A 23213-nucleotide genomic window follows, 5' to 3' on the forward strand; every position below is an offset into this window, starting at 1 on the left:
TCTAGATCGCGAGGTCGTGCACGAACTCGCCGAGCTGGGTGAGGTTGCGGCACTCGACCATCGGCACGATGTCGCCGTAGGTCCGGGCGGCCGAGTCGCCGGTGCCCCAGTGGCGCACCGCCTCGGGATTGAGCCACCAGGCGTGGCGCGCCGAGCGCGCGAGCCGCGCCAGCACGTCGGGGTTGAGGTCGCTGTAGTTGGAGCGCGCGTCGCCCAGGATCAGCAGCGAGGACTTGGGCCCGAGCGCGTCGGGATGCGCCTCCTCGAACGTCGCGAGCGCCCGCCCGTAGTTGGTCCGCCCCCAGAGAGCGGCGTGGGAGGTGCTCGCGGCGAGGTCGGCCATGACGTCCACGACGTCGGCGCCGGGGCGGAAGTGGTGGGTCACCTCGTGCACGTGGTCGATGAACGTGAAGGCCCGGACCTTCTGGAACTGGTCCTGCAGCGCGAAGACCAGCAGCAGCGTGAACTGGGCGAAGTTGGCCACCGAGCCGCTGACGTCGCAGAGCACGACCAGCTCGGTGCGGTGCGGCCGCTTGGGCCGGTGATGGGTGGCGATGGGGACGCCGCCGGTGGACATCGACGCCCGGACGGTACGTCGGAAGTCGAGCGGCCCACGCCGGCGGGCGTGGTGCTCCTGGGTCAGTCTGGTGGCCAGCCGGCGGGCCAGCGGGTAGATCTCGCGGCGCATCTCCTCGAGGTCCGACTTGCGCGCCGCGGTGAAGTCGACACGGTCGATGCTCGGCTTGGTCGCCACCTTGGCGACGTGGTCGGGGCCCTTCTCCTCGGCGATGCGGCGGCGAGCGTCGTCCTCCACCTGGCGGGTGAACGCCCCGACCCGGCGCCCGGACACCCGCTGCGCCTCCTCCTCGGTGCGGCCCTGGGCCAGCAGCGCCGACACGATCTGGTCGACGAGCTGCTGCGGCGAGACCCGCTGCAGCGCGGTGTAGGCCGACCACGAGGACAGCCCCGGTCCGCGGCCGGGCATCGCCCCGAAGCGGCCGACCATCTCGGCCGCGAGCCTGGCCAGCCGCTGCTCCTCGCCGTCGGCCAGCGCCTCCAGCAGCTCCTCCCGGAAGCTCGCCAGCGCCTGCCCGTTGTCGCGCACGCCCGACTCGTCGGCGCCCTGCTCCTCGCCGTACGGCGTCGCGCCCGCGCCGACCAGGCGCGGGAAGTAGATGTCGAAGAGCGCCTCGAACGTCGGGCGCTGCGTGCGGCGCTTGACCAGTGTGGCGGCGTACGCGTCGCGGATGACGAGGCGCTCGGACCAGTCGAGGGCGGTGAGGGCCGCGACGGCGTCGAGGTCCTCGGCCAGGGACACCGGCAGCCCGGCCCCCCGCAGCGCCTCGAGGAAGGCGATGTGGCGGTCGACGAGACCCGAGCGCGGAGCGGCCGGAGTCATCTGCTCAGCCGGAGCTCGCGGACCGCGCGGTCGTGGTCGGAGGCGTGCTTGAGCACCACACCGAGGGTGTCGTTGACGGCCTTGTCGTCGAGGTCGCGGATCTCCAGCGCGATCAGCGTCCGGGCCCAGTCCACGGACTCCGCGATGGACGGCGCCTTCTTCAGCTCCAGCTCGCGCAGGCGACCGATCGTGGCGACGAGCTGCTCGGCCACCCGGTCATCGAGCTCCGGCACGTGCGAGGCGACGATCTCGCGCTCGCGCTCGGCGTCGGGGTAGTCGAGGTGCAGGTAGAGGCAGCGACGCTTGACGGCCTCGGACAGCTCTCGGGTGGCGTTGGAGGTCAGGAAGACGAGCGGGCGGCGTACGGCGGACACCGTGCCCAGCTCGGGGATGGTGACCTGGAAGTCCGAGAGCACCTCGAGCAGCAACCCCTCGACCTCCACGTCGGTCTTGTCGACCTCGTCGATGAGCAGGACGGTGGGCTCCTCGCGGCGGATCGCCGTCAGGAGGGGCCGCGTCAGCAGGAACTCCTCGGTGAAGATGTCGTCGTGGGTCGCCGACCACTCCTGCTCTCCGTGCGAGGACTGGATGCGCAGCAGCTGCTTCTTGTAGTTCCACTCGTAGAGCGCGCGCGCCTCGTCGAGGCCCTCGTAGCACTGCAACCGCACGAGCTCGGAGCCCGTCGCGCGCGCGACGGCCTTGGCCAGCTCGGTCTTGCCCACCCCGGCCGGCCCCTCGACCAGCATCGGCTTCTCCAGCGCCCCGGCCAGGAACGTCGTCGTGGCAGTGGCCGCGTCGGCCAGGTAGCCGGTGGCGGTCAGACGCTCGGCGGCGTCGGCGGGTGAGGCGAACCAGGTCATGCCCCCCATCCTCGCGCACCCCCCTGCGCCGCGGCGCCGCGTGACCCGCCCCACCGTGCCTCGTTGGGAAGACGGGAGCTCGGCAGGAGGAGAACGACATGCGGCGCAGACCGCCCTCGAGCGCAGCCCTCGCGCTCTCCGTTGCCAAGTCGCTGGTGCTCGTGGCGGTGGTCGTGCTGGCCTTCGGCCTGGTCGGGAGCCCGAGCTCCACTCCGTCCCAGCCCCGGCCGCCGCTGTCGACGGTGGACCTGCCGGACCCGGCGACGAGGCTGGCGCGGGCCCTCGACCGCCACGACTGCGCGGAGGCTGGGTTCGGCGCCGAGGTCCAGCCGAGATCGGCGCTGATCCGCCGGCACGGCCGGCTCCACCACGTCTCGTTCGAGGAAGGCTGGGCGGTCTTCACCGAGCGCCGCCCGGGCGTCCTGGTGGCGCTCTGCCTGGACGAGGATCGCCCCGGCGGCTGACCACCGGATGTTTCGGGCGACCGGCGGCCGGGTAAGCGACCGGGGTTGGCGCCACAGTAGGGGCCACGGACGCAAGGAGCTCGCTATGGGATACGGACTCGGAGCTTTTCTCCTCGTCGTGGGACTCGTCTTGGCGCTCGCCGTCCAGGACAGCATCAACGAGGTCGACCTGCAGATGGTCGGCTGGATCTGCGCGCTGGTCGGACTCGGCGTGATCATCCTCTCCGCTGTGACCATGAACGCCGGGCGTCGCGCCCGCAGCAGCGCCACCACCGTCCACCCCGACGGCAGCCAGACGGTCAGCGAGCGCCGGACCGAGATCTGAGCCTCCTCGTGCTCGAGCAGCCGGCAGTCGCCGTCTCACAGTTCGACTGCAGCTGTGGCGAGGTCACCTTCCGCTGACGGGTCCGCCCCCGTTGCGGGACCCTCGTCGGTGTGGTGGGCTCGCAGGACTGCCACCACACTCGGGAAGGGCGCGCCGAGGCAGCGGCGCGCGGCGCCATGAGCACAAAGTCGAATCACCGGAGCCAACCGCACCGCCGGCCGCGCCGGCCTCGTCAGGGCCGCACGGTGCTCCCCGGCAGCCCGCATCCGCCGTCGCACCCGGCCCTCGAGCCGCCCAGCACGGCCGAGCGGGACCCCGGCCGACCCGAGCTGGACCGGATCGTCTTCGCCGTGACGGCGGTGATCGCGATCGGCTTCGTGGCCTGGGGGCTGGTCAGCACCGAGAGTCTCGGCACCGCCTCGGACAAGTCGCTGGACTGGACGGTGACCAACCTGGGGTGGCTGTTCACCATCCTCGCCTCGGGACTCGTGGTGTTCGTGGTGTGGCTCGCGGCCAGCAAGTTCGGCGACATCCCGCTCGGCGGTGACGACGAGGAGCCGGAGTTCCGGACCGTCTCCTGGGTCGCCATGATGTTCAGCGCCGGCATGGGCATCGGCCTGATGTTCTACGGCGTCAGCGAGCCGCTGTCGCACCTGGTCACCCCGCCGCCCGGCACCGGCGAGGTCGGCAACGACCAGGCGGTCCAGACCGCGATGGCCACGACGCTCTTCCACTGGACCTTCCACCCGTGGGCCATGTACGCCGTGGTCGGGCTCGCTATCGCGTACGGCGTGTTCCGCAAGGGGCGCCTGCAGCTCATCAGCGCGGCGTTCGCCCCGCTGATCGGCGCGCGCCGGGCCGCCGGCCCCGCGGGCCGGGTCATCGACATCCTCGCGATCTTCGCGACGCTCTTCGGCTCCGCCGCCTCGCTCGGGCTCGGTGCGCTGCAGATCGGCAGCGGCCTGGAGATCGTCACGGGTATCGGCGAGGTCGGCAACGGCGTGCTGGTGGGCATCATCGCGCTCCTCACCATCTGCTTCATCGCCTCCGCGGTGTCCGGGGTGGCCAAGGGCATCCAGTGGCTCTCCAACATCAACATGGTCCTGGCGGTCACGCTCGCGCTCTTCGTCTTCCTCGTCGGCCCGACGGTGTTCATCCTCGACCTGATCCCGACGACCTTCGGCAGCTACCTCTCCGACCTCGGCACCATGGCGGCCCGCACGGGCGCATCCGGTGGGGAGGGGATGTCGGAGTGGCTGGCGGGCTGGACGATCTTCTACTGGGCCTGGTGGATGTCCTGGACGCCGTTCGTCGGCATGTTCATCGCCCGCATCTCCCGCGGACGCACGATCCGCCAGTTCGTCACGGGGGTGCTGCTCGTCCCCAGCCTGGTCAGCCTGGTCTGGTTCGCGGTGTTCGGCGGCGCGGCCATCCACGCCCAGGAGGCCGGCACCGACCTCGCCGGGGAGGCGACGTCCGAGGGCCAGCTCTTCGCCCTGCTCGAGACGATGCCCTGGGCCACCGTGACCAGCATCCTGGTCATGGTGCTGGTCGCCATCTTCTTCGTGTCCGGCGCGGACGCGGCCTCGATCGTGATGGGCACGCTCTCCCAGAAGGGCACCATCGAGCCCAGCCGCGTCAACGTCGTGTTCTGGGGCGTGGCCACCGGCAGCGTCGCCGCGGTCATGCTGCTCATCGACGAGGACGCGCTCAGCGGGCTGCAGAACCTCACCATCGTCGCCGCCGTCCCCTTCGCCCTCGTGATGATCGGCCTCGGCTGGGCCCTGGTGCGCGACCTGCGCTCCGACCCGATGATCGTGCGGCGCGCCTACGGCGCCCAGGTCGTCGACGAGGCGGTGGTCAGCGGGGTCACCCAGCACGGCGACGACTTCGCGATCTCGGTCGAGCCGTTCGAGCCGACCCAGCCGCCGGACCAGCGGGAGCCGGACAACCAGCGCCGCTGAGCACTGAGCGACGCGGGCGCTCAGGAGATCGTGCGGGTGTCCAGGACGATGATCCGGAGCATCTCGTCCTTGCCGGTGATCTCGTCCAGCCGGAGGTGGAGCCAACGACCGTCGGAGCACTCGAGGTCGACCGGGACGACGTCGCGTTGCGGCCCCCACACCGTCTGGACACCGTGCTCGGCGCTCCACGACTCGATCCCCGACGAGTCGTGGTGGCCGAGGCCCTCCCAGAAGAAGCGATCACCGCAGCCCACGATCGTGTCGGTGACGACCGGCCCGAGCGCTATCGGCTGCTCGTCGCCAGGGCGCACATACCCCTCGCCGAGCCAGAGGCTCTCGGACAACGGATCCGCCTCGTCCCACGCCACGGCCCCTTCGATCACTGCGGCGCTCCAGCCCAGGCACTTCTCGTGCAATGGGATGTCGCTCTGGCGCTCTCCCTGCACGACGGTGAGGTTCTTGCAGCGCTGCTCGACGTTCGGCGACCGGACCCGGCTGAAGGAGTACGCCGACGCCCCGACGACGGTGTCGGCCAGCACCTCCCCCGTCGATGCGCAGGTCGGCGCCTTCGCCACCCCGGACTCGAGGTCGACGAGCTGTTGGCACATCCGCGTCTCCGCGGTGCCCGTCGTGAAGCTCACCTGTCCTGAGCCGGCATCGACCTCCGGCTGCGTCGGCTGGAGCCCGCCGGGCAGCTCGACGGCCTCACCGGTGCGCAGGTCGTACACGAACAGCCGGACCAGCCGCTGTCCCTCGTGGAGGTCCTCGACGACGGCGAAGTGATCGGTGAGCCAGGCTTCCTGGGTGAACCACCCCGAGCCCTCGGACGTACGCTCCAGGACCAGGCTGCCGTGGCGATCGAAGACCCGGGTCTGCTGAGGGGAGCTGCTGTCCGGGCTGCCGTCTTCGTGGAACGCGGTGTAGGTCCCGTTGTGGTCGCCCGTCACCGCCGGCTGGTCCCGCCGCCACTCCTTCAGCACGCGCCAGCGCGCCGACGGGTCCTTCGGCGGCTGCGTTCGGGTGGGGTCGGGAGCGAGGGACGGGCTACCGGCACCGCCCGCAGGCGGGGCCGACGGACTCTCGGCCGCCGCTGGCCCCTGGTCCCGCGGACCGGTGCACCCCGCGAGCGCCAAGACACCAAGGAGGGCAGCCACCAGCATTCGCTTCATCGCACTCCTGGCCTCCCGCTGGCGCCTCCCCGACGTATGTTGTCGCAGCTGAGACCACCACGAGCCGCAGAAGGTTGTCGGCGTTCGCGCTCCGAACGAACGACACCCGGCCCCACGTCTGCGTGGGGCCGGGTGTCACGGATGTCCTGAGACATCACAATGGCGGTGGCGGAGGGATTTGAACCCTCGGTCGGCTTGCACCGACAAACGCTTTCGAGGCGTTCTCCTTAGGCCGCTCGGACACGCCACCGCCGGGAAGGCTACCGGAGCCTGTCGGGCTCGGTGAAATCTGGGGCCGCCGCCCCAGGGGGTCACCGGGCGCGCGGGTCGCGGCCGGTGAGGGCGAGGAGCCGCTCCAGGTCGGTGGCGTCGGGCGGAGGCGGGACCGGAGGCCCGAAGGGGCCATCGCCGGCCTCGGGCGGCACCTCGAAGCCGGAGACGAACTCCAGGCAGGCCGCCACCGAGGGCGGGTGGGCCTCGAAGCGCTGGCCCGTGGCGCGCGCGAGGTCCCAGCCGTGGACGACGACCTCGTCGAGCGCGATCCGGGCGGCGACGGCGCCGGGCAGGGCCACGCCGCCCGCCGCGGTCATCCCGTCGTACGCCACGGGGCTGCGCCAGGCCCCGGCCAGGACCTCCAGGTCACGCACGATGCGGTGCCGCCAGCCATCCTCCAGCCGGGAGGCGTCCCCCTCGCCGATGCCGTCCGCGCCGGGCACGGACCGGTGGTGCGCGGCACCGGTGAAGGCGAGGGCCAGGCCGCCGACGTGCTCGACGAGGTCGCCGACGGTGTACGCCGTGCACGGGGTGGGCAGGGCGAGCTGGTCGTCGCCGATGCCGAGCACCAGGCGTCGCATGGTCGCCGTGGCGGGGCCGAGGTCGAGGATGTCCATACCGGGCTGACCGCCGCGGGGCGGACGACTCATCGGCCGATCGCGGAGAGCTCCCACTCGAGGCGGCAGCGGTAGGTCTCGCCGGGGCGCAGGACGGCCGAGGGCCACTCGGGCCGGTTCGGGGAGTCGGGGTGGAGCTGCGGCTCCAGGGCGATCCCGTCGCCCTGGCGGTAGAGCCCTCCCTGCGCGGTACGTCGGCTGCCGTCCAGGAAGTTCCCGGTGTAGACCTGCAGCCCGGGCTGGTCGCTGCGCAGGATCAGTCGGGTGCCGGCCGCGGGCGACTCGAGCACGGCCGCGGTGCGCCAGCCCTCGCCGTCGACGACGTAGTTGTGGTCGATGCCGCGGGCCAGGACGATCTGCTCCTCGTCGCGCCGCACCCTGGGGCCGATGGCCGCCGGTCGGCGGAAGTCGAAGGCCGTGCCGGCCACCGGCGCGTGGTCGCCGAGCGGGATGCCGGTCGCGTCGACCGGGGTGTAGCGCTCGGCGGGCACGGTGAGGCGGTGCTCGTCGATCGTGCCTGCCCCGTCGCCGTCGAGGTTGAAGTAGGCGTGGGAGGTGAGGTTCACCAGCGTGGGGGCGTCGGTGGTCGCCTCCAGCTCGACGCCGACGGCGTGGCCGGTCACCGTGAAGGTGACCTGGGCCCGGACGGTTCCGGGGAAGCCCTGGTCGCCGTCGGGGCTGACCAGGCGCAGCACGGCGTGGTCCTCGCCGGCGTCGGCGACCTCCCAGACCCGCCGGTCGAAGCCGTCGGGACCGCCGTGCAGGTGGTTGCCGCGGTCGTGGGCGCCGAGCGTGAGCTCGTCCCCGTCGAGCGTGGTGCGCCCGCCGGCGATCCGGTTGGCGTAGCGGCCGATCGTGCCGCCGATGTAGTCGCTGGAGCCGAGGTAGTCGGCGGGGTCGCGGTGGCCGAGGGCGATGTTGCGCCGCGGGCCTCCTGCCTCGACCTCCAGCCGGTGCACCGTGGCTCCGAGCGTCAGCACGTGCAGCACCGCACCGGGGGCGGAGCCGAGGACCAGGCGATGCACCGTCTCGCCGGAGGGCGTCGTGCCCCACTCGCTGATCCGCATGACCCCGACGTTAGTCGGCGGGATGGAGGCGTGCGCCCTTCGTGACCTTGTCGACCGCGCTCTTGGGACCGTGCAGGGCCAGGCCGACCAGGTCGAGGCCGGCGCCGGCGACCGCGGCGACGGTGGCGCGGTTGGCCGCGTCGTCCCCGGTGCGGAACATGTCACTCGTGTAGACCGCCAGCGGCAGCCCGCGCCGCAGCGCCCGCTCCCGGGCCGCGCGCAGGGTGTCCGCGCCGGCCTGGAAGACCAGGACGGGCATCCCCAGCAGCGGCAGGTACGCCGTGCCGTCGGCGTCGGCGTACGGGTCGCCGACCAGGTGCGGGGACGCGGCGGTGATGCCGCTGGCGAGGAACGCGGTGACGTTGAGGCGCTGCCAGGCGACGAGGTCGTCGCGGACCAGGAGGGCGATCTTGGTGTCGAACGGCGGAGTGAGGGCCTCGTGCATGCCTCGATCGTGACCCGGCGGGGCGCGGCGGTCTTGTACGTTCGGCACATGGAGCGCGGGCCCTGGATCCGAGCCTGGCGGCCGCCGGTGCCGGGGGTCGCGGAGGTCCTGCACGCGCACTTCCCGCACCACGCGTACCCGTCGCACACCCACGACACGTGGACGCTGCTCCTGGTCGACACCGGCACGGTCGTCTACGACCTGGGCGGCCACGAGCACGCGACCCGCCGGGCATCGGTGACGCTGCTGCCGCCGCACGTGCCGCACGACGGGCGCGGTGCGACCGAGGAGGGCTTCCGCAAGCGGGTGATCTACCTGGAGGCCGACGTCCTAGACCCCCGGCGCTCCGGGCGCGCCGTCGACGACCCCACGAGCGGCGACCCTGCCCTGCTGCGGCGGGTGCGGGCCCTGCATGACGCGCTGGGCCGACCTGGCGACGAGCTCGAGGCGGCCTCCGACCTGGCGCTCGTGGTCGAGCGGCTGGACGCCCATCTGCGAGGAGCCCCGGTCGCGGAGGCCGGGCGGGACGCGGTGCGGGACCCGGTGTCGGACGCGGGGCTCGCGGCGCGCCTGCGCGAGCTCCTGGACTCCCACCTCGTCGACGGCATCAGCCTGGCCGAGGCCGCCGCCGAGCTGGAGGCGTCGCCCGTACGTCTGGTGCGTACCTTCCGGCGCGAGCTCGGCATCTCGCCGCACCGCTACCTCACCGGCCGCCGGGTCGACGCGGCCCGACGGCTGCTGCTCGACGGCGTCCCCGCCGCCCGCGTCGCAGCCGAGGTCGGCTTCCACGACCAGTCCCACCTGACCCGCCACTTCAAGCGCGTCCTCGGCGTCCCCCCGGGCCGGTACGCCGCCCGCTCCGCCTGATCGAACCACGGAGGTAGTCCCTGACGATCGTGTCGGTGGGAACGGCGTTTCAACAACACATACGTCCGGGACTACCGCGGCGACGGGCTCAGGAAGGGTCGGGTCGCTGGGAGAGGCGGGCGTCGATGGCGGCGGGGTTGAGGACCTGGTCGAGGGCCATGGACGCGCAGCCGACCAGGCCGGCGCGGTCGCCGTAGGTCGAGGGCAGGAACTGCAGCTCGCGGGTCGCCAGTGCGGAGGCGCGGGCGTAGACGCTCTCCCGTACGCCGGCGGCGTAGACGTCGAAGGCGGCCGCCATGTCGCCACCGAGGACGACGGCCTCGGGGTTGAGCAGGTTGATCGCGACGGCGAGGACCTCGCCGAGCCGGCGGCCGCTCTCGCGCAGCAGCTGCTTGGCGTCCGCGTCGCCCGACAGCGCCAGGGCGACCAGGTCGCGCACGTGGTCGACGTGGTGGCCCTGCTCGGTGAGCCGCGCGACGATGGCCCAGCCGCCGGCGAGGGTCTCGAGGCAGCCGGTGGCGCCGCAGCGGCAGGGACGGCCATCGGCGGCGTCCACCTTGGTGTGCCCGATCTCGCCGGCGCCGCCGAGGTGCCCGGACACCACCCGGCCCTCGGCGATGATGCCGAGCCCCAGCCCGGTCGAGGCCTTGACGACGAGCAGGTCCTGGAAGCGCGCGGCGTGTCCGAGCCGCTCGGAGCGCGCCAGCACGTCCGCGTCGTTGCCGACGTAGAGCGGTGCGGCTCCGACCTCGGCGAGGTACGGCGTGAGGTCGGCGCCGTCCCACCCGCCCATGACCGGCGAGTCGACGCTGACGCCGCGGGCCGGGTCGACGGTGCCCGGCAGGCTGACCCCCATGGCCAGCACGGCCCGACCGCCGGCGGTCTCGTCGAGGAGGCGGCACAGATGCTCGGCCACCGGCGGCATCACCGCCTCTGGCCCGGCCCCCACCTCGTGGTCGAGGGACGACGAGCCCAGCTCCTCCCCGGCGAGGTCGAAGACCGCGAGCTGAGAGCGGGAGCGGCCGATGGCGGCGGCGAGCACGACGCCCGCGTCCTGGTGGAACACGATGCTGCCGGGCGGCCGCCCGCCGGTCGAGGCGAGCTCCTCGCCCACCAGCAGCAGGCCCGCCTCGGCCAGCGCGGAGACCCGGGCGACCACGGCCGTGCGGGACAGCCCGGTCAGCCGTCGCAGCTCGGAGCGGGTGCTGGCCCGTCCCGACCGCACCAGGTCGAGCACGTCGCCGGCAGAGGTCACGCCTCGGATCCTAGGCGCTTTCGACCTCGTCACCAGGACATGTACCGGACTTTTGTCCTAAAAATGCCTAACAGGTGCTTGTCGAATGCACTTTCCGGTCCCTACCGTGGCGATGTGACCCTGCCCACGACCGAGCTCGCCGACGGCCTCCCGGCCTGCGACTTCACCGTGTTCGGCGGCACCGGCGACCTGGCGCTGCGCAAGCTCCTGCCGGCCCTCTACCAGCGCGAGCAGGAGGGTCAACTCCCCGACGCCACGCGCGTCGTCGGCGTCTCCCGCTCCGAGCTCGACGACGAGGGCTACCGCCACGTCGTGCAGGAGGCCCTGCACCGACATGTCGTCGCCGACGAGCTCGACGAGGGCGCCGTACGCCGCCTGCTGGGCCGGGTCCGGCACCTGACCCTCGACTCCCACGAGCCCGAGGGCTGGCACCTGCTCCACGACCTCCTCAAGGACCGGCCCACCGACGAGGAGGCGGTGCGAGTCTTCTACCTCGCCGTCGCGCCCTCGCTGTTCGGCCCCACCTGCGAGCGCCTCGGTGCCGCCGGCGTGGTCGAGGAGAGCTCGCGGGTGGTCCTGGAGAAGCCCGTGGGCCGCGACCTGGCCTCGGCCCTCGCGATCAACGACGAGGTCGGGCGGGTCTTCTCCGAGCGCCAGATCTTCCGCATCGACCACTACCTCGGCAAGGAGAGCGTCCAGAACCTCCTCGTCACGCGCTTCGCCAACACCTTCCTCGAGCCGCTGTGGAACTCGCGCTGGGTTGACCACGTCCAGATCACCGCCGCGGAGACCCTCGGCGTCGGCGACCGGGGCGGCTACTACGACACCTCCGGCGCGCTGCGCGACATGGTGCAGAACCACCTGCTGCAGCTGCTCTGCCTGGTCGCCATGGAGCCGCCGACCTACGTCGGTCGCGAGACGGTGCGCGACGAGAAGCTCAAGGTGCTGCAGGCGCTCAAGCCGATGTCGCCCGAGGACGTCGACCGCGACACCGTGCGCGGCCGCTACGGCGAGGGGCTGGTCGACGGGCTGCCGGCGGCGGCGTACGCCGACGACGTGGGGCACTCGACCAGCAGCACCGAGACCTATGTCGCCGTACGGGCAGAGGTGCAGAACTGGCGCTGGGCCGGAGTGCCGTTCTACCTGCGCACCGGCAAGCGCCTGGACCGGCGGATGTCGGAGATCGTGGTGGTGTTCAAGGAGCCCCCGCACGCGATGTTCCCGCACAGCGAGGGCACCAGCTCACCCAACCGGCTGCACATCCAGGTCCAGCCCGACGAGGGCATGCGGCTGCACCTGACCGCCAAGGAGCCCGGGCCCGGCGGGATCCGCCTGCGGCCGGTGTCGCTGGACCTCAGCTACGCGACGACGTTCACGCAGCGCAGCCCCGACGCCTACGAGCGGCTGCTCATGGACGTCATCCGCGGCAATCCGACCCTGTTCATGCGCCGCGACGAGGTCGAGGCCGCGTGGACCTGGGTCGAGCCGATCCTCAGGCGGTGGGCGACGTCGCCGGACCGTCCCAAGCGCTACCCGGCCGGCACCAGCGGGCCGACCGCCGCCGCCACGCTCCTCGAGCGCGACGGCCGACACTGGCAGGAGTCCGACGCATGAGCCCCACCACCCACCCCGTCGTGGCGGAGGTGACGGCGCGGATCGTGGCGCGCAGCGACCCCGGCCGTCGCGCCTACCTCGACCGCATCCGCGCGGCCGCCGACCAGGGCCCCGCTCGGGGCAGGCTCGGCTGCGCCAACCTCGCGCACGGCTTCGCCGCCGCCGGGCCCGCCGAGAAGACCGCGCTGCGCGGGCGCACCAAGCCCAATCTGGCGATCGTCACCAGCTACAACGACATGCTGTCGGCGCACCAGCCGTACGGCGAGTACCCGCCGGTCCTCAAGCAGGCCACCGTCCGCGCCGGCGGGATCGCTCAGGTCGCCGGCGGCGTCCCCGCCATGTGCGACGGGATCACCCAGGGGCGCGACGGCATGCAGCTCTCGCTCTACAGCCGCGACGTGATCGCGATGTCGGCGGCGATCGCGCTCAGCCACGACATGTTCGACGGCGCCCTCATGCTCGGGGTCTGCGACAAGATCGTGCCCGGGCTGCTGATCGGCGCGCTGTCGTTCGGCCACCTGCCGACGGTCTTCGTGCCGGCGGGACCCATGGCCTCCGGCCTGCCCAACGGCGAGAAGGCACGGGTGCGCCAGCTCCACGCCGAGGGCAAGGTCGGCCGCGAGGAGCTGCTCGAGGCCGAGGCGGCGTCGTACCACTCGCGCGGCACCTGCACCTTCTACGGCACCGCCAACTCCAACCAGCTGCTGATGGAGGTGCTCGGCCTGCACCTGCCGGGCTCGTCCTTCGTCAACCCCGGCACCCCGCTGCGCGAGGCGCTGACCCGCGCGGCCGCGACCCGGGCGGTGGGCATCACCCGGCAGGGGGGCGAGCCCACGCCCGTCGGCGAGATCGTGAGCGAGAAGGCGATCGTCAACGCCTGCGTGGCGCTGCTCGCCAGCGGCGGGTCGACCAACCACACCCTGCACCTGGTCGCGATCGCGCGGGCTGCCGGCATCTCGCTCACCTGGCAGGACCTCTCGGACCTGTCGGCCGTCGTGCCGCTGCTCGCGCGGATCTATCCCAACGGCTCCGCGGACGTGAACCACTTCCACGCCGCCGGCGGCGTGGGCTTCCTGATCCACACGCTGCTGCGCGCCGGTCTGCTGCACGAGGACGTCGAGACGATCATGGGCCACGGCCTGAGCCGCTACACGACCGAGCCGGTGCTGCGCGGCGACGACCTCACCTGGGAGGAGGGCCCCAAGGCCAGCCTCGACCGCGACGTGCTGCGCCCGGCGTCCGCCCCGTTCGCGGCGGACGGCGGGCTCAAGGTCCTCACCGGCCCGCTCGGTACGGCGGTAATCAAGACCTCCGCGGTCGCCTCGGAGCACCGCGTCGTCACCGCGCCGGCACTGGTCTTCGACGACCAGGCCGACTTCCTGGCGGCGTTCGCCGAGGGACGGCTCGACGGCGTCGACCTGGTCGCGGTGATCCGCTACCAGGGCCCGGCCGCCAACGGCATGCCCGAGCTGCACAAGCTGACCCCGGCCCTGGGCGTGCTCCAGGACCGCGGCCAGAGGGTCGCGATCGTGACCGACGGCCGGATGTCCGGCGCCTCCGGCAAGGTCCCGGCCGCCATCCACGTCACCCCGGAGGCGGCGCTCGGCGGCCCGCTGTCGCGGGTGCGCGACGGCGACCTGATCACCGTCGACGCGGTGACCGGCCGGCTGCTCGTGGACGACGTGCTCGCCCTGCAGCAGCGCGTCCCCAGCGGGCGCGCCCTCGAGGGCGAGGAGTGGGCCGGCACCGGCCGCGAGCTGTTCTCGGCGTTCCGCGCGACGGTCGGCCCCGCCGACGCGGGCGCGAGCGTCTTCCCGGCGTACGGCTTCCCGGCTACGGAGGTGCCCCTTGCCCAGCCTGTCTGAGTCGCTACTGGATGTCGTCCCGGTCCTGCCGGTCGTCGTCCTCGAGCGCCTGTCCGACGCGGTGCCGGTGGCCCGCGCCCTGGTCGCCGGCGGCCTCCCGGCCATCGAGCTCACGCTGCGCACGCCGGTCGCACTCGACGCGATCCGCGCGATCGCGGACGAGGTGCCCGAGATCCTGGTCGGCGCCGGCACCGTCGTGACGCCCGGGCAGGCCAAGGAGGCCGCCGACGCTGGCGCCGGCTTCCTGGTCTCGCCCGGCTGCACGCCGACGCTGCTCGGCGCCATGGCGGACACGGGCCTGCCGTTCCTGCCCGGCACGGCCACGGCGTCGGAGGCTCTCGCGGTGCTGGAGGCCGGCTACGCGTCGATGAAGTTCTTCCCCGCCGAGGCGTCCGGCGGCGTGGACTACCTGAGGTCGGTGGCCTCCCCCCTCCCGACCGCCCGCTTCTGCCCGACCGGCGGCATCACGGCGGCGAGCGCCCCGGCGTACCTCGCCCTGCCCAACGTCGGCTGCGTCGGCGGCTCCTGGCTCACCCCCGCCGCCGTCCTCGACTCGGGCGACTGGCCACGCGTTGAGGCGCTCGCGCGCGCCGCCGCGAGTCTGCGGGGCTGACCTGGTCGCTTGCGTTCGGCGGGATGGATACCCGGTCAGCCGGGTATCCATCCACATTCAGCCGACCGGCCCCAGCCGCCGCAGAGCGGTCACGTGGCGGGGCTCGAGCTCGTCGAGCGTGGTGACGCCGAGCAGGCGCAGGGTGCGCTCGAGCTGGCCGGCGAGGATCTCGAGGCTACGGTCGACGCCGGGGCGACCTCCGGCCATGAGGCCGTAGAGGTAGGCGCGGCCGATCATCGTGAAGCGGGCCCCGTGGGCGAGGCCGGCCACGATGTCCTGACCGGACATGATGCCGGTGTCGAGGTGGACCTCGAGGTCGTCGCCGACCTCGCGCACGACGTCGGGCAGCAGGTGGAACGGCACCGGTGCCCGGTCGAGCTGGCGACCGCCGTGGTTGGACAGCACGATCGCGTCCACACCCAGGGCCGCCAGCCGCCTGGCGTCGTCGACGCTCTGCACGCCCTTGACCGACACCTTGCCCGGCCACTGCGACCGGATCCAGGCCAGGTCCTCGAAGGTCACGGTGGGGTCGAACATCGTGTCCAGCAGCTCGGCGACGGTGCCGGACCACGAGTCCAGCGAGGCGAAGGCGAGAGGCTCGGTGGTGAGGAAGTTCAGCCACCAGCCAGGACGCGGGATCGCGTTGAGCACCGTGCGTGGTGTCAGGGTCGGGGGGATCGTCATGCCGTTGCGTACGTCGCGCAGCCGGGCGCCGGCGACCGGGACGTCCACGGTGACCAGCAGCGTGTCGTAGCCGGCCGCGGCCGCGCGGTCGACGAGCGCCATGGACCGCTCCCGGTCCTTCCACATGTACAGCTGGAACCAGTGCCGCCCGCCGGGGGCCGCGGTCGCCACGTCCTCGATCGAGGTGGTGCCCATCGTGGACAGTGCGAACGGGATGCCGGCCGCGGCCGCGGCGGTCGCGCCGGCCACCTCCCCCTCGGCGTGCATCATCCGCGTGAAGCCGGTCGGCGCGATCCCGAACGGCAGCGCGACCCGCCCTCCGAGGACCTCCCGCGACGTGTCGACCGAGGAGACGTCGCGCAGGATCGCGGGGTGGAACTCCACGTCCGCGAACGCCTGGCGCGCCCGCGCCAGCGAGACCTCGCCGTCGGCGGCGCCGTCGGTGTAGTCGAACGCAGCCTTCGGCGTACGCCGCCGGGCGATCCGGCGCAGGTCCTCGACCGTGAGGGCGCCGGCGAGGCGGCGTTCGCGCGGGGACAGCACCGGCCGCCTGAACCTCATCAGCGGAGCCAGGTCGTGGCGCCGTGGCAGCTGGCGCCTCATCCCGTGGGGCCGGGCTCCTGGAGGAGCGTCGGCGAGGGCACCGGCGACGGGGAGAGGGAGGGGCTGGGGTTGGGGGTGGGGGAGATCGACGGCACCGACGAGGACGGAGCCGAGGGGACCGGCGACGACGGAGAGGAAGGGCTCGGGACGGGAGTCGCGGACGGGCTCGGCTTCGCGGACGGGCTCGGCTTGGCGGACGGGCTCGGCTTGGCGGACGGGCTCGGCTTGGCGGACGGGCTCGGGCTCGGGCTCGGCGCAGCCGCGGTGACCACGTCGAGGAGGAGCGACGGCGACTCACTGCCCTCGGCCAGGGGCCGGTCGACGAAGCGCCAGCGGTAGGAGGTCCGGGTCTGCGGCGTCACCCGCGCGTGGGCCAGACCGTCGTCGCCGACGGCCACCACGGAGACGACCCGCCACGCGCTCGCGCCCGCCGGAAGCTCCTCGAGGACCAGCGTGGCGTGCGGTACGACGCCGCCGGGGACCACCAGGCGGCCGACGAGGTCGACGCTCTCACCGGGCTCGACGCTGGAGCGCGTGCCCACCATCTCGGTGGTGGTGAGCAGCCCCTCCACGTCGTACGTCGTGACGTCACCGGCGGTGCCGGCACGCACCGCGTCCATGCTGAACGGGCGGCCGTCGCAGCCGAAGCCGACCGTGAAGAGTCCGGGGCCGTCACCGCCGTGGGCGGCGGCGAACGCGGGCGCGGTGGTCCGTGCGGCCCCGGAGGGGGGCGCCACGACCTGACCGGTGCCGAGGTCGTACTTGGTCCAGGTGTAGGAAAGCCGGCTGGCGTCGACCTGCTGCCAGCCACCGGGCACCGCGCTCAGCGGTGCGCGACCGAACCACACCAGGTCCGTGCCGGCGTCGGCGGGCGAGCGGTAGCCGGCGTAGGCGACGCCGGAGGCGCCGCCGGGCGCCTGCACGGCCATGCCCGCGACCGCGGTGCGGGTCACGGAGGGCACGGAGAACAGCGCTCCCATCGCGTTCCCGCCGGCGAGGTCGTACCCGAGACTGCGCTGGCCGGCGACGGGGGCGCCGTTGCCACGCCCGATGCGTGGCTGCATCGGCTCGGCGGTGCGGGCGAGCAAGGACTCGCAGCCGACGGCCCCCAGCTGCACGGAGCCGTCGGGGAAGGCCACGCCTCGCACCGTCACGGTGGAGTCGGCCTGCGCCGGCGTGGCGGTCGCCGCGATGGCCGCAACCACCGCGACGATGGCCCCGAGGCCGGCGCGGATCAACACGGTAAAAGCCTAACCCGCGACCGGTGACCGCGTCTGCCCTAATCGCGTGACTCTCTGCCCCTCCGGTGGGAGAAGAACTCCTCGAGCAGGGCCGCGGAGTCCTCGGCGAGCACGCCCGACAGCACCTCCGGGCGATGGTTGAGACGGCGGTCGCGCACGACGTCCCACAGGCTTCCGACCGCACCGGCCTTCTCGTCGTAGGCGCCGAACACGATCCGGTCGACCCGGCTCAGCACCGCGGCGCCGGCGCACATCGTGCAGGGCTCCAGGGTCACGACCAAGGTGCAGCCCGCGAGCCGCCACTGTCCCAGCGCCGTCGCGGCCGAGCGCAGGGCGACCACCTCCGCGTGCCCGGTCGGGTCGCCCTCCGCCTCGCGCAGGTTGCGACCGGTCCCGACGAGCGAGCCGTCGGCCCCCACGACGACCGCTCCGATGGGGACGTCGTCGGTCGCCAGCGCGGCGCGCGCCTCGGCAAGGGCGGCGAGCATGGGCTCGCGCCAGCCGGCCCGGTCCGTCACGCGGAGGTGAGGCCGGCCGCGTCGTCGAACTCCGCGCCGAAGCCCAGGCGCCGAGCGACGTCGGAGAGGATCTCGTCGGGGTAGAGGTCGTCGTCGTCGAGCAGGATCGCCAGGTCCATCGCCGGCATGCCGAGGTCGCCGAGCAGGTCCAGGTCGCCGGCGGGGGCCTGCTCGTCGTCGTCCTCGGGCGGCGGCAGGTGCAGGAAGTCGACCGCGGAGCTGGCCAGCTCCCACTCGTCGGCGGCGGTGATGTCGGAGAGCAGCACGCGGGTGCGGGGGCCGGCCACGCGCACGACCAGGAAGAAGTCCTCGTCGACCGCGACCATCCCGACCGCGCCGCCGTCGCCGGGGAACCGGCGCAGGGCGTGGGCGAGGGTCTCGACCTCGAACAGGGTCTCGTGCACCAGCTCCTGCACCGTCCAGACCCCCTCCTCGCGGTAGGCGGCGAGGGCGAAGTCGATGCCGTCCGTGCGCTCGGTCATCGCTGCTCCTCTCCACGGTCGCGACACGAGCCCCGCGGTGCTGCCCGCAGGGTGCTGTCCAGGGTGGCACGGAAGCCAGCGGCGGCCAACCCTGTTCCCCGCGGCGACCACTAGGGTTTGCGCATGCGCACCCACGTCGTCGACCACCCGCTCGTCGCCCACAAGCTCACGACGCTGCGCGACGAGAACACCGACTCGCCGACGTTCCGCAGCCTGACCGACGAGCTCGTGACCCTGCTGGCCTACGAGGCCACCCGCGACGTGCGCGTCGACCCCCACGACATCACCACGCCCGTCGCGCCGATGACCGGCGTCAAGCTCGCCACCCCCAAGCCCCTGGTGGTCCCGATCCTGCGGGCGGGCCTGGGCATGCTCGACGGGATGATGCGCCTGCTGCCGACCGGGGAGGTGGGCTTCCTCGGGATGATGCGCAACGAGGAGACCCTCGAGGTCTCGACGTACGCCGAGCGCCTCCCGGAGGACCTCTCGGGGCGCCAGTGCTACGTCCTCGACCCGATGCTGGCCACCGGTGGCACCCTGGCGGCGGCCATCCGGTTCCTCACCGACCGCGGCGCCGACGACATCACCGCCATCTGCCTGCTCGCCGCGCCCGAGGGCTGCGCGCGCCTCGAGCGGGAGCTCGCCGACCTCGCCGTCCCGGTCACGATCGTCACCGCCGCCGTGGACGAGCGTCTCGACGAGAAGGGCTACATCGTGCCCGGGCTCGGGGACGCCGGCGACCGGCTGTACGGGCTCGCCCACTGACACCCGCTGGGCCGTGACCCACGTCACTCGCGCGCCTGTGTAGGTTGACCTGCGGCTCAACCCACAGGAGGCATCGGTGCGCATCGGCATCCCGCGCGAGTCCAAGCCCGGCGCGACCCTCGTCGCCGCGACGCCGACGACCGCTTCCCAGCTCGCGAAGCTGGGCTACGAGGTCGTCGTGGAGTCCGGGGCCGGACTCCTGGCCGATCAGCCCGACTCCGCCTTCGAGGCGGCCGGCATCGCCGTCGCGGGCGCCGAGGAGGTCTGGGACAGCGACGTCGTCGTCAAGGTCGACGCGCCCACCAGCGCCGAGATCCGCACACTTCGGCCGCGGGCGACGGTCGTCTCGCTCATGGCGCCGGCGCGCAGCCCCGAGCTCGTCGAGCGGCTGCACCAGGCCGGGGTCACCGCCCTGGCGATGGATGCGGTCCCGCGCATCTCGCGCGCCCAGTCGCTGGACGTGCTCTCCTCCATGGGCAACGTCGCGGGCTACCGGGCGGTGATCGAGGCCGCCCACGAGTTCGGCCGGCAGTTCACCGGCCAGGTCACGGCCGCCGGCAAGGTCCCCCCGGCCAAGGTGTTCGTGGTCGGCGCCGGGGTCGCCGGGCTGGCCGCGATCGGCGCCGCCAACGCGATGGGTGCGGTCGTGCGGGCGTTCGACGTGCGTCCCGAGGTCGCCGAGCAGGTGCATTCCATGGGGGCGCAGTTCGTCACCGTCGACATGGAGCAGGAGGTCAGCGCCGACGGCTACGCCAAGGAGATGACCCCGGAGCAGGTCGCGGCGACCGCGGCGATGTACGACCAGGAGGCGCGCGACGCCGACATCGTCATCACGACCGCGCTGATCCCCGGGCGCCCGGCTCCGCTGCTGATCACGGCCGAGACGGTCGCCGGCATGCGAAGCGGAAGCATCATCGTCGACATGGCGGCCGCCAACGGCGGCAACTGCGAGGTCACGGTGGCCGACCAGAAGGTCGTCACCGACAACCTGGTCACGGTGCTGGGCTACACCGACCTCGCCGGCCGGCTGGCCGCGCAGACCTCGCAGCTCTACGGCACCAACATCGTCAACCTGTTCAAGCTCCTGACCCCCGGCAAGGACGGACAGGTGGTGCTCGACCTCGACGACGTCGTCCAGCGCGGCATCACGGTCACCCACGACGGCGAGCTGCTGTGGCCGCCGCCGCCGGTCCAGGTCTCTGCCGCCCCGGCCGCCGCGCCGGTCGCCGCGCCGGAGCCGGTGGCCCCCAAGCCACCCCCGGACCCCCGGCGCAAGGTGTACGCCGCCGGGCTCGGCGTCGTGCTGTTCGCCGCGTTGGCGGCGTACGCGCCCGCGGTGTTCCTCAACCACTTCACGGTCTTCGCGCTGGCGGTGTTCGTGGGGTACTACGTGATCTCCAACGTCGCGCACGCCCTGCACACGCCGCTGATGAGCGAGACCAACGCGATCAGCGGGATCATCCTGGTCGGCGGCATCCTGCAGGTCGGCTCCACCAATCCCGCGATCGCCGCGCTCGCGGCGGTGGCCGTGCTCGTCGCCAGCATCAACATCTTCGGTGGCTTCCTCGTGACGCTCCGGATGCTCGAGATGTTCAGGAAGGACTGACATGGGCGACTTCCTGACCTCGGACGAGCTGCCGGGGCTGGTGCAGGCGGCCTACATCGTCGCCGCGGTGCTGTTCATCGGCGCCCTGGCAGGGCTGTCCAAGCACGAGACCGCCAAGCGCGGCAACTTGGCCGGCATGGCCGGCATGGCCATCGCACTCGTCGCCACCCTGCTGCTGGCCGCGCGCCAGGCCGAGCTGCCCGACCCGCTCGACCACTGGCGCGGGCTCGCCTCGACCCTCGGGCTCGCGCTCGCCGCGATGCTGGTCGGCGCGGTCATCGGGGCGTGGCGGGCCCGCACGGTCGAGATGACCGGGATGCCGGAGCTGGTCGCGATCCTGCACAGCTTCGTCGGCCTCGCCGCCGTGCTCGTCGGCATCAACTCCTTCCTCGACCCCGAGGCCCCCACCACCGGCTCCCTCGGCGCGATCCACGAGGTCGAGGTCTTCCTCGGCGTCTTCATCGGGGCGGTGACGCTCACCGGCTCCATCGTGGCCAACCTCAAGCTCAGCGCGAAGATGAAGTCGAGCCCGCTGGTGCTGCCTGCGCGGCACCTGCTCAACCTGGGCGTCATCGTCGCCTCGGTCGGCCTACTGGTGTGGTTCATGAACGACCACGACCACGGCATCGTCCCGCTGCTGCTCATGACGGTCCTCGCCCTGGCGCTCGGCTTCCACCTGGTGGCCGCGATCGGCGGCGGCGACATGCCGGTCGTCGTCTCGATGCTCAACAGCTACTCCGGCTGGGCCGCCGCGGCCGCGGGGTTCCTCCTGGACAACGACCTGCTGATCATCACCGGGTCCCTGGTGGGCTCCTCCGGTGCGATCCTGAGCTACATCATGTGCAAGGCGATGAACCGCTCGTTCATCTCCGTCATCGCCGGCGGCTTCGGCTCCGACGGCGCCGTGTCCGGCGAGGCGCGCGACTACGGCGAGCACCGTGAGATCCAGGCCGACGAGGCCGCCGAGCTGCTGGCCGGCGCCTCCTCGGTCGTGATCACGCCGGGGTACGGGATGGCCGTCGCCCAGGCGCAGTACCCGGTCGCGGAGCTCACCGCCCGGTTGCGCGCGCGCGGCGTCGACGTACGGTTCGGCATCCACCCGGTCGCCGGGCGCCTGCCCGGCCACATGAACGTGCTGCTCGCCGAGGCCCGCGTGCCCTACGACATCGTCCTGGAGATGGACGAGATCAACCCGGACTTCCCCGGCACCGACGTGGTCCTGGTCATCGGCGCCAACGACACCGTCAACCCGGCCGCGCTCGACGAGCCGGGCTCGCCGATCGCCGGCATGCCGGTCCTCGAGGTCTGGAACGCGCGCGACGTGATCGTCTTCAAGCGGTCGATGGCCACCGGCTACGCCGGTGTGCAGAACCCGCTCTTCTTCAAGGACAACTCGCGCATGCTCTTCGGCGACGCCAAGGACCGCGTCGAGGAGATCGTGCGCGCCCTGCCCGACTAGCCGGCCGCACCCGATCAGTAGGTTGGGACGCGTGGAGACCGACGACGTCCTGACCCTGCTCAAGGACGTGGCGGCGGAGGTCATCGACCCCCGCTTCCGCGCCCTGGCCTCCGAGGAGATCTCGCACAAGGGCCCCGGCGACCTCGTGACGGTCGCGGACCGCGAGGCCGAGGTGCTCATCACCGACGCCCTCGTCGCGGCCTATCCCGACGCGGTGGTCCTGGGCGAGGAGGCGGCCTCGGCGGACGCGTCGGTGCTGCAGCGCTACGCCGGCGCCGAGCACGCGTTCACCGTCGACCCCGTCGACGGCACCAAGAACTTCGTCTCGGGCTCCCCCGACCACGCCGTCATGGTCGCCGAGCTGAAGGCCGGCGAGGTCGTGCGCAGCTGGATCTGGCAGCCCCAGCACCGGGTCGCCTACGTCGCCGAGCACGGCGCCGGTGCGTGGCGCGACGGCGAGCGGCTGGTCCGGCCGCCGCACGGCGAGGTGGTGCGGGGGGTCACCTCGCGCCGGACCTGGATCGGGCGGGCCCTCGGCACCCTGCGCGCCTTGGAGCTGACCTGGGTGTGCTGCGGCGTGGACTACCCGCGCCTGGTCGAGGGCGCCGCCGACTACGCCCTCTACGCCGGGACCAAGCCCTGGGACCATGCGCCGGGCTCCCTGCTGCTGACCGAGGCCGGGGGCTTCGTCGGCACCTTCGGCGGGGCGCCGTACCGGCCGCAGGCGCCGGAGCCGCGCGGGCTGATCGCGGCGGCCGACCGGGCGACGTACGACCTGGTGCAGGGGCTGGTCCCCTCGCTGCCGGGCCTCTGAGCCCAATTTTGTCTTAATGCGATAGGGTTACTCCACTTAAATCACAGGAGACGACCATGACCCAGCACCCGACCGACGACGCCCTGGCGAAGGCCCTTCGCCGCTATGACGCGACGATCCGCCACCACAGCGGCGTCACCGTGCTGCTCGAGCGCCGCCCTGACCTCGAGGGCGTCGTGCCCATGGCGGACCTGATCCACGAGTCGGTGCGGTGGGCGGCCTGAAGCGCAGGTCACACGTGGCT

At 72.9% G+C, this 23213-nt stretch carries 23 protein-coding genes and 1 tRNA gene; 12 read left to right on the plus strand and 12 right to left on the minus strand.

The genetic code is table 11. The features are described from left to right. Window position 1: 1 nt before the first annotated feature. Window positions 2–1399 (minus strand): VWA domain-containing protein, encoded by a 1398-nt coding sequence (locus LRP67_RS01655; protein ID WP_231268401.1) that lies wholly within the window; start codon window positions 1397–1399, stop codon window positions 2–4. Next, complete coding sequence (locus tag LRP67_RS01660; RefSeq protein WP_374107388.1) at window positions 1396–2268, minus strand: AAA family ATPase; 873 nt, start codon at window positions 2266–2268, stop codon at window positions 1396–1398. The genes LRP67_RS01655 and LRP67_RS01660 overlap by 4 nt, the downstream gene beginning before the upstream one ends. Before the next feature lie 89 nt (window positions 2269–2357). On the opposite strand from LRP67_RS01660, the gene LRP67_RS01665 reads away from it, so the two are divergent. From LRP67_RS01665 to LRP67_RS01675, 3 genes are all read left to right on the plus strand, one after another. Continuing rightward, window positions 2358–2723, plus strand: coding sequence for a hypothetical protein (locus LRP67_RS01665; RefSeq protein WP_231268404.1), 366 nt, complete (start codon window positions 2358–2360; stop codon window positions 2721–2723). An 85-nt stretch (window positions 2724–2808) separates the two neighbouring features. Then, window positions 2809–3048, plus strand: a complete 240-nt coding sequence (locus LRP67_RS01670; RefSeq protein WP_269210959.1) for a DUF6458 family protein — start codon at window positions 2809–2811, stop codon at window positions 3046–3048. A 245-nt stretch (window positions 3049–3293) separates the two neighbouring features. Continuing rightward, window positions 3294–5012: a BCCT family transporter gene (locus LRP67_RS01675; protein WP_231268406.1), complete on the plus strand. Its 1719-nt coding sequence runs from the start codon at window positions 3294–3296 to the stop codon at window positions 5010–5012. Window positions 5013–5032: 20 nt separating this feature from the next. Here LRP67_RS01675 and LRP67_RS01680 read toward each other — a convergent pair whose 3' ends face one another. From LRP67_RS01680 to LRP67_RS01700, 5 genes are all read right to left on the minus strand, one after another. Beyond that, window positions 5033–5959 carry a hypothetical protein gene (locus LRP67_RS01680; RefSeq protein ID WP_231268407.1) on the minus strand — a complete coding sequence of 309 codons (927 nt, stop codon included), beginning with the start codon at window positions 5957–5959 and terminating at the stop codon, window positions 5033–5035. Between the two features lie 382 nt (window positions 5960–6341). Beyond that, window positions 6342–6431, minus strand: a tRNA-Ser gene (locus LRP67_RS01685). A gap of 61 nt (window positions 6432–6492) precedes the next feature. After that, the gene (locus tag LRP67_RS01690; protein WP_231268408.1) at window positions 6493–7104 is read right to left on the minus strand and encodes a TIGR03086 family metal-binding protein; all 612 of its coding nucleotides are present in this window, start codon (window positions 7102–7104) and stop codon (window positions 6493–6495) included. Beyond that, window positions 7101–8138 (minus strand): aldose epimerase family protein, encoded by a 1038-nt coding sequence (locus LRP67_RS01695; RefSeq protein ID WP_231268409.1) that lies wholly within the window; start codon window positions 8136–8138, stop codon window positions 7101–7103. The genes LRP67_RS01690 and LRP67_RS01695 overlap by 4 nt, the downstream gene beginning before the upstream one ends. 10 nt (window positions 8139–8148) lie before the next feature. Continuing rightward, window positions 8149–8583, minus strand: a complete 435-nt coding sequence (locus LRP67_RS01700; RefSeq protein WP_231268410.1) for a DUF2000 family protein — start codon at window positions 8581–8583, stop codon at window positions 8149–8151. Between the two features lie 48 nt (window positions 8584–8631). Here LRP67_RS01700 and LRP67_RS01705 point away from each other — a divergent pair, with 48 nt between their 5' ends. After that, window positions 8632–9450 carry an AraC family transcriptional regulator gene (locus LRP67_RS01705; RefSeq protein WP_231268411.1) on the plus strand — a complete coding sequence of 273 codons (819 nt, stop codon included), beginning with the start codon at window positions 8632–8634 and terminating at the stop codon, window positions 9448–9450. 88 nt (window positions 9451–9538) lie between these two features. Here the strand turns inward: LRP67_RS01705 and LRP67_RS01710 are convergent, their stop codons facing one another. After that, window positions 9539–10705 (minus strand): ROK family protein, encoded by a 1167-nt coding sequence (locus LRP67_RS01710; protein ID WP_231268412.1) that lies wholly within the window; start codon window positions 10703–10705, stop codon window positions 9539–9541. Window positions 10706–10819: 114 nt separating this feature from the next. On the opposite strand from LRP67_RS01710, the gene zwf reads away from it, so the two are divergent. From zwf to eda, 3 genes are read left to right on the plus strand one after another with little or no spacing between them, the layout of a single operon-like run. After that, window positions 10820–12319: a glucose-6-phosphate dehydrogenase gene (gene zwf / locus LRP67_RS01715; RefSeq protein ID WP_231268413.1), complete on the plus strand. Its 1500-nt coding sequence runs from the start codon at window positions 10820–10822 to the stop codon at window positions 12317–12319. Further along, a complete protein-coding gene (edd, locus tag LRP67_RS01720) occupies window positions 12316–14184 on the plus strand; it encodes a phosphogluconate dehydratase (RefSeq protein WP_231268414.1) in 1869 nt (622 codons plus the stop codon). The genes zwf and edd overlap by 4 nt, the downstream gene beginning before the upstream one ends. Continuing rightward, window positions 14168–14797 (plus strand): bifunctional 4-hydroxy-2-oxoglutarate aldolase/2-dehydro-3-deoxy-phosphogluconate aldolase, encoded by a 630-nt coding sequence (gene eda / locus LRP67_RS01725; RefSeq protein ID WP_231268415.1) that lies wholly within the window; start codon window positions 14168–14170, stop codon window positions 14795–14797. Before edd ends, eda begins: the two co-directional genes overlap by 17 nt. Window positions 14798–14854: 57 nt before the next feature. On the opposite strand, the gene LRP67_RS01730 is transcribed toward eda, so the two are convergent. The 4 genes from LRP67_RS01730 to LRP67_RS01745 are packed head-to-tail and all read right to left on the minus strand — an operon-like array spanning window position 14855 to window position 18325. Beyond that, window positions 14855–16042, minus strand: coding sequence for an alpha-hydroxy acid oxidase (locus tag LRP67_RS01730; protein ID WP_269210961.1), 1188 nt, complete (start codon window positions 16040–16042; stop codon window positions 14855–14857). Window positions 16043–16080: 38 nt separating this feature from the next. Further along, window positions 16081–17325, minus strand: a complete 1245-nt coding sequence (locus LRP67_RS01735; protein WP_231268418.1) for a hypothetical protein — start codon at window positions 17323–17325, stop codon at window positions 16081–16083. Between the two features lie 38 nt (window positions 17326–17363). Further along, a complete protein-coding gene (gene tadA, locus LRP67_RS01740; RefSeq protein ID WP_231268983.1) occupies window positions 17364–17813 on the minus strand; it encodes a tRNA adenosine(34) deaminase TadA in 450 nt (149 codons plus the stop codon). Window positions 17814–17839: 26 nt separating this feature from the next. Further along, window positions 17840–18325, minus strand: a complete 486-nt coding sequence (locus LRP67_RS01745) for a tRNA adenosine deaminase-associated protein (protein ID WP_231268419.1) — start codon at window positions 18323–18325, stop codon at window positions 17840–17842. Between the two features lie 123 nt (window positions 18326–18448). Between LRP67_RS01745 and upp the strand changes: the two genes are divergently transcribed. From upp to LRP67_RS01770, 5 genes are all read left to right on the plus strand, one after another. Beyond that, window positions 18449–19090: a uracil phosphoribosyltransferase gene (gene upp, locus LRP67_RS01750; protein ID WP_231268420.1), complete on the plus strand. Its 642-nt coding sequence runs from the start codon at window positions 18449–18451 to the stop codon at window positions 19088–19090. Window positions 19091–19166: 76 nt separating this feature from the next. Next, window positions 19167–20696: a Re/Si-specific NAD(P)(+) transhydrogenase subunit alpha gene (locus LRP67_RS01755; RefSeq protein ID WP_231268421.1), complete on the plus strand. Its 1530-nt coding sequence runs from the start codon at window positions 19167–19169 to the stop codon at window positions 20694–20696. 1 nt (window position 20697) lies between these two features. Further along, window positions 20698–22155 carry a Re/Si-specific NAD(P)(+) transhydrogenase subunit beta gene (pntB, locus tag LRP67_RS01760; RefSeq protein WP_231268422.1) on the plus strand — a complete coding sequence of 486 codons (1458 nt, stop codon included), beginning with the start codon at window positions 20698–20700 and terminating at the stop codon, window positions 22153–22155. A 31-nt stretch (window positions 22156–22186) separates the two neighbouring features. Continuing rightward, entirely contained in the window at window positions 22187–22969 is a 783-nt protein-coding gene (locus tag LRP67_RS01765) for an inositol monophosphatase (protein ID WP_231268423.1), read from the plus strand. Between the two features lie 56 nt (window positions 22970–23025). Next, complete coding sequence (locus tag LRP67_RS01770; RefSeq protein ID WP_231268424.1) at window positions 23026–23193, plus strand: hypothetical protein; 168 nt, start codon at window positions 23026–23028, stop codon at window positions 23191–23193. Window positions 23194–23213: the final 20 nt, after the last annotated feature.

Source organism: Nocardioides sp. cx-169 (assembly GCF_021083605.1).
Taxonomy (GTDB): domain Bacteria; phylum Actinomycetota; class Actinomycetes; order Propionibacteriales; family Nocardioidaceae; genus Nocardioides.

Bases quoted from the DNA above. Each gene is read 5' to 3' on its own strand.
- LRP67_RS01665 (WP_231268404.1), top strand. From the start codon at position 2,358: ATGCGGCGCAGACCGCCCTCGAGCGCAGCCCTCGCGCTCTCCGTTGCC.
- LRP67_RS01730 (WP_269210961.1), bottom strand. From the start codon at position 16,042: ATGAGGTTCAGGCGGCCGGTGCTGTCCCCGCGCGAACGCCGCCTCGCC.
- LRP67_RS01660 (WP_374107388.1), bottom strand. From the start codon at position 2,268: ATGGGGGGCATGACCTGGTTCGCCTCACCCGCCGACGCCGCCGAGCGT.
- edd (WP_231268414.1), top strand. From the start codon at position 12,316: ATGAGCCCCACCACCCACCCCGTCGTGGCGGAGGTGACGGCGCGGATC.
- LRP67_RS01695 (WP_231268409.1), bottom strand. From the start codon at position 8,138: ATGCGGATCAGCGAGTGGGGCACGACGCCCTCCGGCGAGACGGTGCAT.
- LRP67_RS01705 (WP_231268411.1), top strand. From the start codon at position 8,632: ATGGAGCGCGGGCCCTGGATCCGAGCCTGGCGGCCGCCGGTGCCGGGG.
- LRP67_RS01770 (WP_231268424.1), top strand. From the start codon at position 23,026: ATGACCCAGCACCCGACCGACGACGCCCTGGCGAAGGCCCTTCGCCGC.
- LRP67_RS01690 (WP_231268408.1), bottom strand. From the start codon at position 7,104: ATGAGTCGTCCGCCCCGCGGCGGTCAGCCCGGTATGGACATCCTCGAC.
- upp (WP_231268420.1), top strand. From the start codon at position 18,449: ATGCGCACCCACGTCGTCGACCACCCGCTCGTCGCCCACAAGCTCACG.
- tadA (WP_231268983.1), bottom strand. From the start codon at position 17,813: ATGCTCGCCGCCCTTGCCGAGGCGCGCGCCGCGCTGGCGACCGACGAC.
- LRP67_RS01670 (WP_269210959.1), top strand. From the start codon at position 2,809: ATGGGATACGGACTCGGAGCTTTTCTCCTCGTCGTGGGACTCGTCTTG.
- LRP67_RS01745 (WP_231268419.1), bottom strand. From the start codon at position 18,325: ATGACCGAGCGCACGGACGGCATCGACTTCGCCCTCGCCGCCTACCGC.
- LRP67_RS01700 (WP_231268410.1), bottom strand. From the start codon at position 8,583: ATGCACGAGGCCCTCACTCCGCCGTTCGACACCAAGATCGCCCTCCTG.
- pntB (WP_231268422.1), top strand. From the start codon at position 20,698: ATGGGCGACTTCCTGACCTCGGACGAGCTGCCGGGGCTGGTGCAGGCG.
- LRP67_RS01655 (WP_231268401.1), bottom strand. From the start codon at position 1,399: ATGACTCCGGCCGCTCCGCGCTCGGGTCTCGTCGACCGCCACATCGCC.